This is a genomic window from Aquimarina sp., assembly GCF_977115655.1.
Genome location: NZ_CDSBKO010000013.1, coordinates 36,582 through 52,327 on the forward strand (window position 1 = coordinate 36,582; position 15,746 = coordinate 52,327).

General features: G+C 33.5%; 15 protein-coding genes. 8 read left to right on the forward strand and 7 right to left on the reverse strand.

The window, feature by feature from the left end:
- Positions 1 to 23 precede the first annotated feature (23 nt).
- The 3 genes from recO (at position 24) to ACZIYX_RS07550 (ending at position 3,922) form a co-directional block, all read left to right on the forward strand.
- Complete coding sequence (recO, locus tag ACZIYX_RS07540) at positions 24 to 743, forward strand: DNA repair protein RecO (RefSeq protein ID WP_462681602.1); 720 nt, start codon at positions 24 to 26, stop codon at positions 741 to 743.
- Between the two features lie 4 nt (positions 744 to 747).
- On the forward strand, positions 748 to 3,153 hold the full coding sequence (locus ACZIYX_RS07545; protein WP_462681603.1) for a TonB-dependent receptor plug domain-containing protein: 2,406 nt from the start codon (positions 748 to 750) through the stop codon (positions 3,151 to 3,153).
- Positions 3,154 to 3,280: 127 nt separating this feature from the next.
- Entirely contained in the window at positions 3,281 to 3,922 is a 642-nt protein-coding gene (locus ACZIYX_RS07550) for an HAD family hydrolase (RefSeq protein WP_462681661.1), read from the forward strand.
- Positions 3,923 to 3,928: 6 nt separating this feature from the next.
- Here the strand turns inward: ACZIYX_RS07550 and ACZIYX_RS07555 are convergent, their stop codons facing one another.
- Both ACZIYX_RS07555 and ACZIYX_RS07560 read right to left on the reverse strand, forming a co-directional pair.
- Entirely contained in the window at positions 3,929 to 4,423 is a 495-nt protein-coding gene (locus ACZIYX_RS07555) for a nuclear transport factor 2 family protein (protein ID WP_462681604.1), read from the reverse strand.
- 83 nt (positions 4,424 to 4,506) lie between these two features.
- Positions 4,507 to 5,058, reverse strand: coding sequence for a hypothetical protein (locus ACZIYX_RS07560; protein WP_462681605.1), 552 nt, complete (start codon positions 5,056 to 5,058; stop codon positions 4,507 to 4,509).
- 331 nt (positions 5,059 to 5,389) lie between these two features.
- Between ACZIYX_RS07560 and ACZIYX_RS07565 the strand changes: the two genes are divergently transcribed.
- Positions 5,390 to 8,266, forward strand: coding sequence for a fibronectin type III domain-containing protein (locus ACZIYX_RS07565; protein WP_462681606.1), 2,877 nt, complete (start codon positions 5,390 to 5,392; stop codon positions 8,264 to 8,266).
- A 1,046-nt stretch (positions 8,267 to 9,312) separates the two neighbouring features.
- Here the strand turns inward: ACZIYX_RS07565 and ACZIYX_RS07570 are convergent.
- The 5 genes from ACZIYX_RS07570 to ACZIYX_RS07590 all read right to left on the reverse strand — a co-directional run bounded on the left by ACZIYX_RS07570 (position 9,313) and on the right by ACZIYX_RS07590 (position 13,523).
- A complete protein-coding gene (locus ACZIYX_RS07570) occupies positions 9,313 to 10,188 on the reverse strand; it encodes an ABC transporter ATP-binding protein (protein ID WP_462681607.1) in 876 nt (291 codons plus the stop codon).
- A complete protein-coding gene (gene modB / locus ACZIYX_RS07575; protein ID WP_462681662.1) occupies positions 10,185 to 10,856 on the reverse strand; it encodes a molybdate ABC transporter permease subunit in 672 nt (223 codons plus the stop codon). The genes ACZIYX_RS07570 and modB overlap by 4 nt, the downstream gene beginning before the upstream one ends.
- A complete protein-coding gene (locus ACZIYX_RS07580; RefSeq protein WP_462681608.1) occupies positions 10,856 to 11,254 on the reverse strand; it encodes a TOBE domain-containing protein in 399 nt (132 codons plus the stop codon). The genes modB and ACZIYX_RS07580 overlap by 1 nt, the downstream gene beginning before the upstream one ends.
- Positions 11,255 to 11,257: 3 nt before the next feature.
- Complete coding sequence (modA, locus tag ACZIYX_RS07585) at positions 11,258 to 12,019, reverse strand: molybdate ABC transporter substrate-binding protein (protein WP_462681609.1); 762 nt, start codon at positions 12,017 to 12,019, stop codon at positions 11,258 to 11,260.
- A gap of 112 nt (positions 12,020 to 12,131) precedes the next feature.
- Positions 12,132 to 13,523: a hypothetical protein gene (locus ACZIYX_RS07590; RefSeq protein ID WP_462681610.1), complete on the reverse strand. Its 1,392-nt coding sequence runs from the start codon at positions 13,521 to 13,523 to the stop codon at positions 12,132 to 12,134.
- A 91-nt stretch (positions 13,524 to 13,614) separates the two neighbouring features.
- Between ACZIYX_RS07590 and ACZIYX_RS07595 the strand changes: the two genes are divergently transcribed.
- The 4 genes from ACZIYX_RS07595 to ACZIYX_RS07610 all read left to right on the forward strand — a co-directional run bounded on the left by ACZIYX_RS07595 (position 13,615) and on the right by ACZIYX_RS07610 (position 15,733).
- A complete protein-coding gene (locus ACZIYX_RS07595; protein WP_462681611.1) occupies positions 13,615 to 13,977 on the forward strand; it encodes a VOC family protein in 363 nt (120 codons plus the stop codon).
- Between the two features lie 127 nt (positions 13,978 to 14,104).
- Entirely contained in the window at positions 14,105 to 14,770 is a 666-nt protein-coding gene (locus ACZIYX_RS07600) for a DUF2461 domain-containing protein (protein ID WP_462681612.1), read from the forward strand.
- 2 nt (positions 14,771 to 14,772) lie between these two features.
- A complete protein-coding gene (locus ACZIYX_RS07605; RefSeq protein WP_462681613.1) occupies positions 14,773 to 15,132 on the forward strand; it encodes a TfoX/Sxy family protein in 360 nt (119 codons plus the stop codon).
- Positions 15,133 to 15,160: 28 nt separating this feature from the next.
- A complete protein-coding gene (locus tag ACZIYX_RS07610; protein WP_462681614.1) occupies positions 15,161 to 15,733 on the forward strand; it encodes a Crp/Fnr family transcriptional regulator in 573 nt (190 codons plus the stop codon).
- Positions 15,734 to 15,746 lie beyond the last annotated feature (13 nt).

A 15,746-nucleotide genomic window follows, 5' to 3' on the forward strand; every position in this document is an offset into this window, starting at 1 on the left:
TTTTATACACATTTTAATATACAATGATTATCAATACTTCTGCAATAGTTATACATTCCTTACGATATAGTGAGGCAGATTTAATTGTTTCATTATTCACCAAAACAAGTGGATTGCGATCCTATTTATTAAGAGGAGTCTTAAAATCAAAACGAGGAAAAATAAGAGCTTCATTGTTTCAGCCCCTTACTTTGTTAGAAATTGAAGCGTTTCATAAAGATAAAGGCTCTTTAGAAAAAATTAAAGAAGCAAAGATAAAAACGGTTTACAAAACATTACATACCGATTTTATAAAAAGCTCTCTTGTATTTTTTATTTCTGAAGTCCTTAAAAATGCAATAAAGGAAGAAGAAGCCAATACAGATTTATTCGAGTATTTAGAAACAGCATTGGTGTGGTTGGATGAACATGAAACGATTGCTAATTTTCATATAGTATTTTTAACTAAGCTTACACAATATTTAGGCTTTTATCCAGACGTTTCTGTCGATAAAGCAAGCTGTTTTAATATGTTGGATGGGGTTTTTCAATATAATAGCAATAATGTATACTGTATTAGCGGACAGCATGTAACAGAGTTTAAGACTTTTTTAGGCACAACTTTTGAGGCAAGTATGGATATCAAATTATCCAAGACAACACGTAGTGAGGTTCTTGTTATGCTATTAGTATATTTTGAGTTACATTTGCACGGTTTTAAAAAGCCCAAATCACTTTCTGTTTTAAACGAAATTTTTAATTAATACAATGCGATTATTCACACTTTTTCTCTTAACCTTATTCTTTGCATTACCCAACAATGCTCAGGAAATAAAAGTATACAGTACATCTAATAATAGACCTCTGCCAAATGTAGCGATCTATAATAAAGACAAATCCAAAAGCACGATTACTAATTTTTATGGAGTCGCCGATGTGTCGGATTTTTTAGAAACAGAGATTTTATATTTCACACATGTTTCTCATCTGCAAACCAGTATCCTTAAATCAAAAATATCAAAATCACACTCCGTATATTTAATACTTGATGAAAATCAACTTTCTGAAGTAATTATTTCTGTTTCAAAATGGAAGCAGGAACAAAAAGATGTCACACAAAAAATAGTAAGTATTAGCTCTAATGAAATAGCATTTGCTACACCACAAACATCGGCAGATCTTTTGCAAAGCAGCGGACAGGTATTTGTTCAAAAAAGCCAATTGGGCGGGGGCAGCCCTATTATTAGGGGGTTTTCTACCAATCGATTATTACTGGCGGTAGATGGAGTACGTATGAATACTGCGATTTTTAGAGGTGGAAACGTACAAAATGTAATATCTATAGATCCTTTTACAGTAGACAGAACCGAAGTTATCTTAGGGCCGGGATCTGTAGTTTATGGTAGTGATGCTGTTGGTGGAGTATTAAACTTTTATACCACACGACCTAAATTTTCTTTAAATAATAAAGACATATTTAGCGGTAATGCACAAGCTAGGTACGCAAGTGCCAGTAATGAAAAAACCGGGCATGTGGATTTTAATATTGGATTAGAAAAATGGGGCTTTTTTACCAGCGTAAGCTATACCGATTTTGACAACTTAAAAATGGGTAGCCATGGCCCCAAAGAATATCTAAGAAACGAATACGTAGATATTATAAATGCAGAAGATTTTGTTATCCAAAACGATAATCCAAAGGAGCAGGTTTTTACAGGGTACGACCAGATTAATTTGCTACAAAAAATACGTTTTGCCCCAAACAAGAAATGGGACTTTGATGCCAGCTTTATGTATAGTGAAACTTCAGATTATCCTCGCTACGATCGTTTGCTAAGACGCAGAAAAGGAAATTTAAGATCTGCCGAATGGTTTTATGGCCCGCAGAAATGGTTAATGAGCAACCTGCAAGCATTAAATAAATCAAAAAACTTATTGTATGACGAAATGAAGGCTACCGTGGCATACCAGTATTTTGAAGAAAGCAGGAATGACAGGGATTTCAGAAGTACTGTTTTTTCCAGAACCAAAGAACAAGTAGATGCATATTCCTTAAACTTGGATTTTGAAAAAAAATATACCGATAAAACCACATTTTTTTATGGCTTGGAGTATGTGTTAAATCAAGTAAATTCAAATGGATCAGAATTTGATACTCAAACAAATACGTCAGTAGATGCACCATCCAGATATCCCGATGGGGCAACCTGGCAATCTATAGCCGCTTATGTAAGTATCGGGCATAAGTTTAGCGAAAAACTAAGATTTCAGGGGGGATTACGATACAATAGGATTATTTTGTATTCAGACTTTGATACTAAATTTTTCGATTTTCCATTTACCGAAGGAAATATAGATACCGAAGCAGTAACCAGTACCGCAGGACTAAGCTGGTTGCCCAATGATGTAATACAATGGAAACTAAATTTTTCAACTGCTTTTAGAGCCCCAAATATTGATGATGTAGGTAAGGTTTTTGACTCAGAACCAGGATCTGTAGTAGTGCCAAACCCACACATAAAATCAGAAAATGCATATAATGGAGAATTAGGTGTACGACTTAATTTTGATACTAATCTGTCTTTGGATTTATCTACATATTACACACATCTGGATGATGCCTTGGTACGCAGGGATTTTAATCTTAATGGTGCAACACAAATTGAGTATGGGGGAGAATTAAGCAATGTACAAGCCATTCAAAATGCTGCAAATGCTAAAGTTTATGGTTTTGAAGCAGGGCTGGAATATAAGTTTGCCGAAAACTTAAAACTAACCTCTAAATATACTTTTGTTGGGGGAGAAGAAGAACTGGATGACGGATCAACAGCACCGGCAAGACACGTATCTCCACAATTTGGAACAACAAAAATAAGTTATATTCTGCCCAAACTATCGGTAGATGTGTTTTCTGTATATAATGGTAGTTTAAGTTTTGAGAACCTCTCTCCATCAGAACAAAGTAAAGATTATTTGTATGCAACAGATCAAAACGGAAATCCATATTCCCCATCCTGGTATACACTTAATATAAGAACACAATACCAAATAACAGAAAAATTAAAAAGTATACTATCTGTAGAAAACATTACAGATCAACGATACAGACCATACTCTTCTGGTATAGCTGCGGCAGGAAGAAATTTTATAGTATCCTTAAAATATACACTTTAATTTATATTGAAAAATTTAATTCTGTAAGGCTTACCAAGAAAACAAAATATACTTTTAAAAGCATACTTTTTGAGTTTGCTCTAAGGGTGTTAATTATAAAAGAAAAGATCTGAAAAACACATTATTTATATTTGATATCGACGGAACACTTACAGATAGTGTACCAATGTACCACATTTCGGTTACCAGGGCTTTATTGGCTATAGGTATTTTGGATATTGATACCGATTATAATAATTACAAACACCATACAGACAGCTATGCTTTGCGATATAACTACGAGCGTAATTTTAAAAAAACTTTTTCAAAAGATTTAATAGAGGATTTTGAAACGAATCTTATAGATCAAATGAACACGTTTGATCCGGTAAGAGAAATTGAAGGAGCAAAATCCTTAATTACGTTTTTTAGAGAAAAAAAAGTGCCTTTTTGTTTTGCTACAGGAGCATTGCCCAAACCTGCAATGATAAAATTAGATCAATGCAATATATGGCACGATGAAAAGGTACTGGCTACCTCAAAAACTCATGAATCCAGAGAAGGTTTTGTTTTGGAAGCCATCAAAAAAGCAAAGAGTTTCTATAACAAACCCCGTTTTGATAAAATTATCTCTGTAGGAGATGGTATTTGGGACTTAAAAACAGCACAGAACTTATCTATTGACTTTGTAGGGATAGGAGATACCAATAAAGCAGCCCTTTTAAAAAACGGTGCTAAAAAATGCTTTTCAAATCTAGAAGAATTTAAAAAATCATTAATTTCCAATTAATACACCTTATTTCTTTTCGAGTTTTAGTTTTTCTATCAAATTAGTATCGAATTCTTTTTTTAGCGCAGTAATTTCTTTAACATTTTCATTAGGTATAGCGATAGACAATACATAATGTTTTATTTTCCACCCGTTTGATGTTTTTTGTAAAACCCCACTACCACGACAGATTCCCATTTGCGTATCTAAAAGTTCATCAAACCATGCTAAATCAGAGGTGTCCTCAGTAAAAATATTTCTTTCCAGAGTAGTAAAACTCCAGGCCTTTCCCTTATCAAAATAAGGTTTTGCAAATGCTTTAAAATCGGTATTGGACCAGTTTTCTGTAGCATCGGTACCTATAAAAATAGCATCCTCTGTCATGAGATTAAAATAAGCATCAAAATTTGCATCACCAGCAGCCTTGTGCCATTGTTCCATAACAGTATAAATCTCATTGGTTTGTTGAGCAAAAGTGAAATTAAAAAGTAATATAGCGAAGTATAAAATTATTTTTTTCATCTATTTAGAGTTTTACAAGCCAATACTGTATTAGTTGACTTTTAGTTATATAAGAGTATAGATTAAATACCCATTATGGGCTTTCATAAGTTTTTAGACAGTATTTCTGTGTCTTCTTCAGGATCTCTCAAGAGCTCTTTTTCAATATTTTCAGGTATGGCTAATGACAATTCGTTAAGTTGAATAACCAGACTGTTATACGCTTTAATTAATCGGGTATTTGCATCCATGATTTTTTTGGCATCAGGATTTTTTGTGCTCCCCAGTTCTTTCAATAAGTTTGTTTCGGTGGATAAAACACTTAAACGGGACTTTATAGTGTTTTTTCTTAATTCTTCGGGTAAAGTCTCTTTAAAAGTACCTATTAATAAATCAACACTATCAGCATATTTGTTTATATAAAAAGGATTGGCATTATGCATCGTATTTATTATACTTTTAACGTTTTGAAAGTCATGAAAACTTTCCAGGCTTTTGATAGCTTCAGGAGAAAGTTGCAATATCTCTATTTTGACTTTTTCTTTTGAAAGACTATCCAGTTTAAATGTAGGCTTTTCTTCTTGTGTATTGGTGGCACCTTGATTTTGGCATCCAACACAAAGTAATATAATTCCTAAAAAAAGAAATGTTCGCATTCTGTGTTTTTTTGTAAAGACTCAAAAATAGGGTATTTATGTCAAAACAAAAGTACTATTGCTTTCAAAAAAGAAAACACAAGTACTTTTGCAGGTATACTAAGTAAATTTTATAATACCGTTTTAAACATCTGTTGCACCTTGTTTTTTATTAAAAAAAATCAAGTAAATTTTATCTCAAATACCCACTTAATTTCTATTGCACTACGAATTCTAATTAGATGCTTATGAATTCTAGATAAGAGCTGTGTAAAAAAAGAGCAAACCTTACTTTTGGCGCTGATCTCATAACCGGATTTTAACACAAACTCACTTACCTAAATCTCATAGTATGAAAAATTTAAACCTTAAAAAAAGGATGTTTTCTAATGTATTAAAAAAGGTATCTCTTACTGCCTTTTTATTGATTCTATCTTTTTCTTCATTTGCACAAGAAAAAAAAGAAATCGTTATCGGAACTGTAAACAGTTTCTCTCAAACTTTTTTATCTGGTAAATCAAGCAATAACAATTTTGATATTAAACTAACGGATAATAAAGTATACAACCTTAAAATCAACGTTAAAAACAATACCGCAGACGGATATTTTGTAACCGGTAACATTGTAAACAATACATCTAAAAATGCAGGAGCCACCGAACCTGTTTTTAGTTTTACAGAAAAGGATGGAAAAATATCCGGAGAGATTGTTTTTTATGATCAGAAAAAAGCATTTAAGATCTCCACAAATAATAACGGACAAGTATTGGCTACAGATACAGATATCCATAGCATATTATGTGTAGATTTTGAACAAGAAAAAGAAATCACTAATAACGCTCCTGTTGCAGGAAGTGTGCAAAAAGCACAAATACAATTAGAAAGTCTTCCCGGGGCATCTCATGTTATCTATCTTGATTTTGATGGAGAAGTAGTAACTGGTACCCGTTGGGCAGGAGGTAGAACAATTAATGCACAACCAGCAGGTTTTAGCGATGAAAAAATTCTTGACGTTTGGAGGATTATGGTAGATGATTTTATCCCTTTTAATATTAATGTTACTACCAGAAGAGATGTATTTGATGCAACTCCAAAAAACAAAAGAATGATGGCGATATTTACGCCAACAACAGATGCCGCTCCCGGATCTGGTGGGGTAGCATACTTAAATTCTTTTAGTTGGAACTCTGACGATCCTTGCTGGGTATTTAATCTGGGAACCAGATCTGCCGGAGAAACAGGATCTCACGAGGTAGGACACACTCTTGGATTATCACATGACGGAACCAGATCAGGAACCACATATTATGCAGGACACGGGCAATGGAGTCCGATTATGGGATGGAGTGCCAATAAAACATTAGGTCACTGGAGCAAAGGAGAATATGATAATGCAGATAATACTGAGGATGATTTAGCAATCATTTCAAATTCCAGAAATGGCTTTGGATATAAAAAAGACGATCATAGCAATACCATAAACGGAGCTACAGAATTAGTATCGGATAGTAACGGAAATGTATCTAAAGCAGATAATGAAGGAATTATTGAAAAAACATCAGATAAAGATGTGTTCTCTTTTCAAACAACAGGAGGAGAAGTAAGCTTTTCTTTCGATCCAAATCCATATCACCCAAACCTAAATATTAAAGCAAGACTATTAAATAGCAATGGAAGTGAAGTTACATCTTCAGATCCACAGGGATTAAAAGCATCTATTACCACAACCTTACAAAGCGGTACTTACTATATCGAAATAGATGGTGTAGGAGAAGGAAACCTGTCTACAGGATATTCCGATTACTCTTCTTTAGGATTGTTTTCCATTTCGGGTAAATATCCTAAAGGAAACGTTACCGATACCCAGGCACCAAGCGTTCCTGCCAATGTAACCGCTTCTAATGTACAGGAAACCTCTTTATCATTATCCTGGTCTGCCTCTACCGATAATGTTGGGGTAACAGGGTATGACGTATATCAGGGAGACACAAAGATCACCAGTGTTAATAGTACTTCATATTCTGTAACAGGGTTAACCGCAAATACCACCTATACCTTTAAAGTAAAAGCCAAAGATGCAGCAGGAAACATATCAGGGTTCAGTAATACTTTATCTGTAACCACAAAAGAAGGAGGTACTACAGATACAGAGGCACCAAGCGTTCCTGCCAATGTAACCGCTTCTAATGTACAGGAAACCTCTTTATCATTATCCTGGTCTGCCTCTACCGATAATGTTGGGGTAACAGGGTATGACGTATATCAGGGAGACACAAAGATCACCAGTGTTAATAGTACTTCATATTCTGTAACAGGGTTAACCGCAAATACCACCTATACCTTTAAAGTAAAAGCCAAAGATGCAGCAGGAAACATATCAGGGTTCAGTAATACTTTATCTGTAACCACAAAAGAAGGAGGTACTACAGATACAGAGGCACCAAGCGTTCCTGCCAATGTAACCGCTTCTAATGTACAGGAAACCTCTTTATCATTATCCTGGTCTGCCTCTACCGATAATGTTGGGGTAACAGGGTATGACGTATATCAGGGAGACACAAAGATCACCAGTGTTAATAGTACTTCATATTCTGTAACAGGGTTAACCGCAAATACCACCTATACCTTTAAAGTAAAAGCCAAAGATGCAGCAGGAAACATATCAGGGTTCAGTAATACTTTATCTGTAACCACAAAAGAAGGAGGTACTACAGATATTTGTGAAGGTGTAGAGGCATGGGCATCGGGCATTAGTTATGCTGTTGGAGATCGGGTTGTATATAAAAATTATCTTTATGAAAGAACTTCAAGAGGATGGAAAAACCTTGGAAAATGCGGAGCTAGTTTATGCGAAGGAGTAGAGGAATGGACATCGGGAGTTCGTTATAACACAGGAAACAGGGTGACATACAAAGGTAATCTATGGGAGCGTAGTGCAACAGGATGGAAAATGATTAGTGCTTGTAACGGGGAATCTAATAAATCAGAAGCAATAGCGCCACCACAAAAAATTAGTGTATATCCTAACCCGGTAAAAGAAAATATATTGAATATTGTTTTTAACCCGACTCTTGGGGCAACCTATAGTATTGTAAACCTGTTAGGAGAAACAGTAGCGAATGGTTATTTTAGTTCTTCTGTAAAAGTAGATCACTTGCAAGCAGGAACCTATATTTTAAAAGTTACTTCAGATAAAAAACAACATATTACCCGTTTTGTAAAACAATAAAGAAGGGCAAAGTTTAAAGATAGACTTTCGGTATTAACCCGATTAATCTTGAAATAGGTTAATGGTAGTGAAATTCTTAACAGAATTTTGTATCGAAAACCAGTATTTCAGATTAAGAGAACTCAAGGTATTACGTTAGTTTATAAAAATTAAAAGCAGCTATGGTCATCATAACCATAGCTGCTTTTTTACTTAGAAGAAATAATTCTTAGAAAGTACTCTGGTATTGGCAGCTTTTATATCATTTTTAATAATACCGGTAACCAAAGGGTTTATAATGATTGCAGTGGGCTGAGGCTACTCGAAGCCCCGTCTACACTACTACAAGACACATCTGCACCATTCAATACACATCTGCACCATTCAATACATATCTACACTACTGCAATGCACAAATACACGTCTGCAGAAAGAAAATATACATAATACCAATTATATTTTGAATTTGCCGTAAAAGAAAATAATGATTTTTTTCTTTTTATAAATTAGAAAATTAAAGCATAGCCTTAGTTACGGTTTCATCTTATGATGAAATAGAAAGGAAAAAAGGGGGTTTTATTGCGGTAAATTCAAAGTGTAATAGGTATAAACAATAAAAAAATAAAAAATTACCGGTAACAAATATCCATGCAAAGACATACACACATAGTAACATCTAAAAAACACACCGGACAACCTATATAAAAATAAGAAATACACCGCTCGGGCATAGTATGTCGCTAGTGCCAGTTTGCAACTTGTGGCGGTAAAGTTTGGCGGGTAAGAGTAAGAGAAATAAAAGTAAAGAACCAGTTACAGGGATGTAGCTGGTTTTTTTATGCGTAGGTATTACGTGCTTTAGCATCCCGAATGAGCGCATTAATAGTAGTTAAAATATGTTTTTGATCTTCATTTTTAAGTTTTTGTAAGCTAGTGATTACGTCGGTGATATTTTTATCCAGTTCTACGTCAGAAATACCAGTTATATAGGTAGCTTAAATTACCTATGGTTGAGATGGATTCTACTTGATTTTATTAGACTAAAACACACATCCATAAAAATAAGATCAATTTATTTTTTGTAGCAAAGGGTTAAATGCCTTAGATGCCACTAGTATCGGGTCCCCGATTGCCATAGTTTGTATCTCATTTTCTTCGGCAATAATTTTTACAAAATTGGTTCCTATTAAAACAGTAACGATATATATAACATCTTCTTTTTTAATGTCGATAATCTCTCCTGTAAACTGAAATTTTCCGCTTACCTTTTTGGTGGTAAATACTTCGATAGGCTTTCCTTTCTGGGTGATTCTTCCGTTTTCGATTATAAATACCATATCCGACATTTTTATCACTTCACTTATATCATGACTTATTAAAAGGGTGGTTACATTAAATTTTTTGTGCACTCTAAGAATGTAATCCTGCAGTTTTATACGCATTTTTTTGTCTAAAGCAGATAGCGGCTCGTCTAGCATCAAAATTTCTGGTTTTCTTACCAATGCTCTTGCCAGGGCCACCCTTTGTTTTTGCCCACCAGATAAATTATTAGGTTTTCGGTCTTGTAAATCCTCTAATTCAATAATTTCAATAAGCTCTTTTACAATTTGCGTATTCTGGTTTTTTTCTAATGCAAAAAGAAGATTTTCTTTTACGGTCATATTTGGAAACAAAGCATATTCCTGAAAAACAAAACCTATTTTTCGTTGTTGTGGTTTCAGGCAAATTCCTGTAGTGGTGTTTAGCCACGTTTTTTGATGCACTGTAATTGTTCCTGTATCCGCAGGAAGCAATCCTGCAATCATTCTTAGGATAGAGGTTTTACCTGCTCCGGAGCTTCCGTATAAGGTAACCAGTTTGCCTTGCTCGATTTGCATATTAATATCTAATAACATCTCTCCTGTAGCGGCAGATAATTTTTTTTGCAAAGCTATTTGTATCATTTCCAGAATCGTTTTAAATATCCACCATTAATTAAGTACACTAGTAATAAAATGCTAAATGTAATCGCAAACAAAATAATTGAATACCAATTTGCTGCAGTATAATTAAGTGTTTCAACTTCATCATAAATAGCGATAGAAGCTACTTTTGTTTTTCCGGGGATGTTTCCGCCAATCATTAGCACCACCCCAAATTCTCCGATAGTATGCGCAAAAGATAATACAATACCGGTAAGCAATGATGGTTTTATATTGGGCAATAAAACTTTAAAAAGGGTAATGGTTTTGGATTTCCCTAATATATAGGATGCTTCTATAATGCTCGAATTTAGGTTAGAAAACCCTGCTTGAATTGGGTGTACCATAAATGGTAAGCTATAAAGTACAGATCCAAATACAAGCCCTTCAAACGAAAATAGAAGTCGTAGCCCCATATAGGTATCCAGCCAGTTACCAAAAGTATTAGCCGGGCTAAAGGCAATGAGCAAATAAAAACCTAAAACTGTTGGTGGTAAAACAAGCGGCATGCTAACCAGTGTTTCTAATATTGGTTTTAATTTTGATTTTGTATATGCCAACCAATATGCAATTGGTACAGCGATGACTAATAATAAACAGGTGGTTATTAATGCTAGCTTAAAAGTTAATAGTAAAGGTTGCCAGTCTATCATTGCGATAACATTATTTCGGTAGTTTTAATCATAACGGTAACTTTATCATTTATCTCTAATTGTAAATATTTGGCTGCATCTAGAGTAATAATTGCGGTTATTTCCCCAATTTTCGTGTTTATGGTTGCTTTACAAAGCAATTCTCCTTTTTCTATTTTGATGATCGTGCCTATTACTTTGTTTAGGATGCTTATATGGTGTTCTGGTCCTTTACCTATAATTACTTCGGTTTCTTTAAAAAGGATAGTAATAGGCTCTCCTGTTTTTAAATAGACTGCCGTATCTGGAGTTTCGATCACGATGGTAGTAAAAAACACATCTTCTATTTGTATAGTCACCAAAGATAAACTTTGATTGGTTTTTATAGATGTTATTTTTCCTTTTAAGGTGTTCATAAATTATTTTGATTTAACAGAATAGCCAAAGTCTACCAGAATTTTTTTTGCGACAGTAGATTGCATAAAATTATGAAACTTTTCGGCATCATTTTTTTGCATAGCCCTATTGTTAAGAACAACGATTCCTTGTGCGATTGGGGAGTAATCATTTTCATCGAGATCTATCCAGTTTCCTTTGTTTTTCATTTTGGGGGATAAAACAACAGATTTTGCGGTAAAACCTATTTCAGCCGATTTTGAAACAATAAATTGATTGGTTTGGGAGATACTTTCACCAAATACTAATTTAGGACTTATCGTATTATAGATCCCTTTGTTTTTTAATAGTTCTACAGCAGCAATACCATACGGAGCAGTTTTTGGGTTTGCGATAGCAATATGGTGTATGTCTAAGTTTTTAAGCATATACAGACTAGGTTTTATACTATCGATCATGGTCCATAATACTAGTTTGCCGTAAGCATAAATTATAGGCTTGTTGGTTGTAAAACCAGAGATGAATAACTCTTCCGGGTATTTTATGTCGGCAGAAACAAAGATATCAAAAGGAGCTCCTTCTTTTATTTGTGCAGTTAGCTTACCAGACGAACCTACAATTATTTCACAATTAATACCCGTTTGTTTTGTATATGCTTTAGAGATTTCTTGTATTGCAAACTGCATATTTGCAGAAGCGGCAATAGTTAATTTTTTTTCATCGGGTTGTTTACATGATATAACCAGTAGAATATATATAAGCAGTTGGGGTATTATCTTTTTCATTAGATTATGATCCTCTCGATTTTGTTTAGTTTAATAATGTATTAAAATAACTTAAAAATATACTATAGAATTGCTATAAATTACAAGGTAAGTTATGTGATGTATTAATTTACTAGCAATTTTTATGTATCCATTCTTTAAAATCAATATACCCTAGTATTACTTCGGGAACAGGTGTTTCTTCTAATTGCTTTTTAAGATCAGTAAAAGCAATTCGTTTTTCGTTGGAGGTATACTCACAGGTTTTGGATAAAAATTTCAATAGTGTTTTTTCATAGAAATCTATGTTTTTTTGCTTTTTCAACTGCTTTTTCATGTTATCTGTCAAATATCTTAAAGTAAAACCATTGCCTAGCTCATAGTGCACCAGCAAGTTTAACCAATAGGTGTACATAATTAAATCTTGTCTGTCCTTTTTGTTTTGGTTGTTTAATATATCATTAATCCAGTACAGTGCTTTTCTAATATCGTTTTTTAAAAAATAGATATTGGCAAACTGAAAGCGAAAAGAAAGCCAATAATTACTGGGAACCAGGGTTTTATGTGATTCAATAAAGCTCTGGATTTCGTCGATAACCTCGTGCGTAGTGTGTAAGTCTTTTAAGCTTCGATGAATTTCAAGCTCTATATTGTAAAGCCTTAGTTTTTCTTTAATTAGCGAGGCAGAGATTGTTGTGATTGCAGGTGCTTTTTGTTTTAACAGTAATATCCGTACGTATGCTTCTTTATATTGTTTTTTAAAAACCAAAAAACCAAGAAGATTGTTGTTTATAGAAAAGTACATGGCAAAATACTCTTTCAGCAACTCTGGATTTTGGTCCCATTCTTTAATAAGGTCTTCTATGGTTTGTTTTGCTTTTTCAGGATGCTCTGCAAGCAATTGTTTTCTGTATTTATGTAATGTTTTGAGCGTTCGGTTTTGTAGGGAGATACTTTTTTTATGGGACAAAGAAAATTGAGCAGGATCTATATTTGCCAATAAAAGATCTATGTATTCGTTGGTAGATTCTAAAGTGTTTTTTTGATTTTTTATGATCGACCTTAAGGTTTCAAAATCCTGAGGATATTGTGCCTGATATACTTTTCTCTTCCAATCCTGGATTTGAAAAAGCAATATATCTTGCTGAAAATTTTCAGCTTTTTTTTCGGCTCGTTTTAGTTCACTATTGCATATAGTGTACTGTCCTTTGTAATACAGGATTTCTATATTGCGAAGGATGTCTGTAAGTTCAGCATTTTTTGATATCTTAGAGTGATAGTTTCGCAAGGATTGTAAAATTCGTTGTTTTAAGTAGTTTTTTATAGTTGTTAATTGGGTAATAAATGCTTTGTCTTTAAACTGTTCTTTTATTTTAGCTTCGTCATATTCTTTTTGGGATTCTATGGCATCAAAAAGGCTTAGGTATTCTGTATCATCATTTCCTTGTGAAGTTATTTTAAAATATCGTTTTTCACTTTTGGTTAATGATTGGATCAAATGGAATAATTCTTCGTTTTTTTTCATTTTAGAAACCTATGTTTTTCCAAAAATATAATTTTTTTACTTTATAAGTTCACTTACTTTTGAAATATTACAAACCATAAATAATAATATCATGTCAAATGCAATTAGCTGGTTCGAAATACCAAGTACTAATTTTGAAAGAGCAATCCAGTTTTATAATGTGCTTTTAGAAGCAGAACTACAACCTATGGAGATGGATTTTAAAATGGCCTTTTTTCCATATAAAGATGGAGGTGTAGGAGGTTGTATTACTCATGGCAATGGCAATAAGCCGTCACAAGAAGGTACTTTTGCATACCTTAATGGAGGTGAAGATCTGTCTGTGCCTCTGGCTCGTGTAGAAAAAGCAGGAGGTAAAATTTTAATGCCAAAAACGTCCTTAGGAGAAAATGGGTATATGGCTATCTTTTTGGATACCGAAGGAAACAGAGTTGCTTTTCACTCTATGAAGTAATGTTTTGCACTTTCTGCTATATAAAATTCTAAAACTTACATATAGCAGAAAGTGCATATTCATTTTTATCCATCTAAGTTCATTAATTAAAGAGATTAATGAATTTATAACATAAATTATCAGACAGATGCAATATTTTACAGAAGATTTTGTTGCTTTTTTTAAGGATTTAGGCAAAAACAACCATAAAGAATGGTTTCATGAGAACAAAAAGAGATATGAAACCAGTATAAAAAAACCGTTTGAGACATTTGTAGGGGCAATAATTACAGAAATACAAAAACAAGACCCTGCTTTACAGATAGAACCCAAAGATTGTATACTAAGAATTAATAAAGATATTCGTTTTTCTAAAGATAAAACCCCGTATAATCTGCATTATACAGCTTTTATTTCTAACGGGGGACGAAAGGATAAAAGTGTCCCCGGGATATTTTTACGTTTTTCACCAGAAATGGTAGGGATTATGGGGGGCTGTTTTGGTCCCACAAAAGAACAATTGCAAAAAATACGGACTACTATCTATAAAAACCCTAAAGAATTTACAGAACTTATAGAAAATACAGATTTTGTTCAGAAATTTGGGGAAATTAGAGGAGAAGTGATGAAACGGATTCCGAAAGAGTGGCAGGATGCCTGTAAAAAAGAACCGATAATAGCAAACAAACAATTTTATTTTGTAGGAGAAGAAGCACCGGCTTTGATAAACAGCAAGCTTTTGCTGCAAGAAATTATGGAGTACTGGCAAGCGATGCACCCAATGAATGATTATCTATTAAAAGCAATACAGTAACAATGGCATACAGCGAATTTTTGGCAGATCGGATTCGGCAGATTTTTAGAGAGCGAAAAGTTAATTTTTACGAAAAGAAAATGATGGGAGGATTGTGTTTTATGGTGGAAGATAAGATGTGTTGCGGGATTCATTTTAGTAAGAAAAAAGAAATGGATTTAGTCATGGCTCGAATCGGTATAGATGCTACAGAAAAAGCAATGAAAAAACAAGGATGTCGCCCTATGGATTTTACAGGAAGACCCATGAAAGGTTTTGTTTTTGTAACCCCAGATGGTTTTGATATGGATGAAGATCTGGAATATTGGGTGGGGTTATGCTTAGATTTTAATCCTTTGGCAAAGCACAGTAGTAAAAGATAGAATTTATCTTATTTATAAATTTTAAATTATGATTACCATCATTGCAGAGTATATTAGAAACTACGTAGATTTTTCTGACCAAGAAATAAAATTGTTTTATCAATACCTGACCACCAGAAAACTTAAAAAGAAAGAACTTTTATTAGAGGAAGGTAAAATATGTAAAGCCAGATATTTTATTGTTAAAGGCTGTTTGCGATCCTACTATATAGATGATAAAGGAGTAGAGAGAATTATAGATTTTGCAATCGATAGATGGTGGTATACAGATTATAAAAGCTTGGTGAATCAAACACCGTCAGAAAATTTTATTCAAGCCATTGAAAATACAGAGCTATTAGTCTTGCATGAAGATTCTTTTAAGGAACTTTCTTATAAACTTCCAAAAACAGATCGCTTATTCAGGCTAATTATGGAAAAAACACATATTGCCTATATAAACAAAATAAAATATACCCGAAGCTATACAGGAGGAGATCTTTATAAAAATTTTATAAAGGTCAATCCCAAGTTTTCACAAAGAGTTCCTCAATATATGATTGCTTCTTATTTAGGATTGTCTCCAGAATTTGTTAGTAAAATAAAGGCAAAAGATCGGTAATATGCTTTTGTTA

Coding starts and splice junctions, on each gene's coding strand:
- recO (WP_462681602.1), top strand. CDS start 24: ATGATTATCAATACTTCTGCAATAGTTATACATTCCTTACGATATAGT.
- ACZIYX_RS07545 (WP_462681603.1), top strand. CDS start 748: ATGCGATTATTCACACTTTTTCTCTTAACCTTATTCTTTGCATTACCC.
- ACZIYX_RS07555 (WP_462681604.1), bottom strand. CDS start 4,423: ATGAAAAAAATAATTTTATACTTCGCTATATTACTTTTTAATTTCACT.
- ACZIYX_RS07560 (WP_462681605.1), bottom strand. CDS start 5,058: ATGCGAACATTTCTTTTTTTAGGAATTATATTACTTTGTGTTGGATGC.
- ACZIYX_RS07565 (WP_462681606.1), top strand. CDS start 5,390: ATGAAAAATTTAAACCTTAAAAAAAGGATGTTTTCTAATGTATTAAAA.
- ACZIYX_RS07570 (WP_462681607.1), bottom strand. CDS start 10,188: ATGATACAAATAGCTTTGCAAAAAAAATTATCTGCCGCTACAGGAGAG.
- ACZIYX_RS07580 (WP_462681608.1), bottom strand. CDS start 11,254: ATGAACACCTTAAAAGGAAAAATAACATCTATAAAAACCAATCAAAGT.
- modA (WP_462681609.1), bottom strand. CDS start 12,019: ATGAAAAAGATAATACCCCAACTGCTTATATATATTCTACTGGTTATA.
- ACZIYX_RS07590 (WP_462681610.1), bottom strand. CDS start 13,523: ATGAAAAAAAACGAAGAATTATTCCATTTGATCCAATCATTAACCAAA.
- ACZIYX_RS07595 (WP_462681611.1), top strand. CDS start 13,615: ATGTCAAATGCAATTAGCTGGTTCGAAATACCAAGTACTAATTTTGAA.
- ACZIYX_RS07600 (WP_462681612.1), top strand. CDS start 14,105: ATGCAATATTTTACAGAAGATTTTGTTGCTTTTTTTAAGGATTTAGGC.
- ACZIYX_RS07605 (WP_462681613.1), top strand. CDS start 14,773: ATGGCATACAGCGAATTTTTGGCAGATCGGATTCGGCAGATTTTTAGA.
- ACZIYX_RS07610 (WP_462681614.1), top strand. CDS start 15,161: ATGATTACCATCATTGCAGAGTATATTAGAAACTACGTAGATTTTTCT.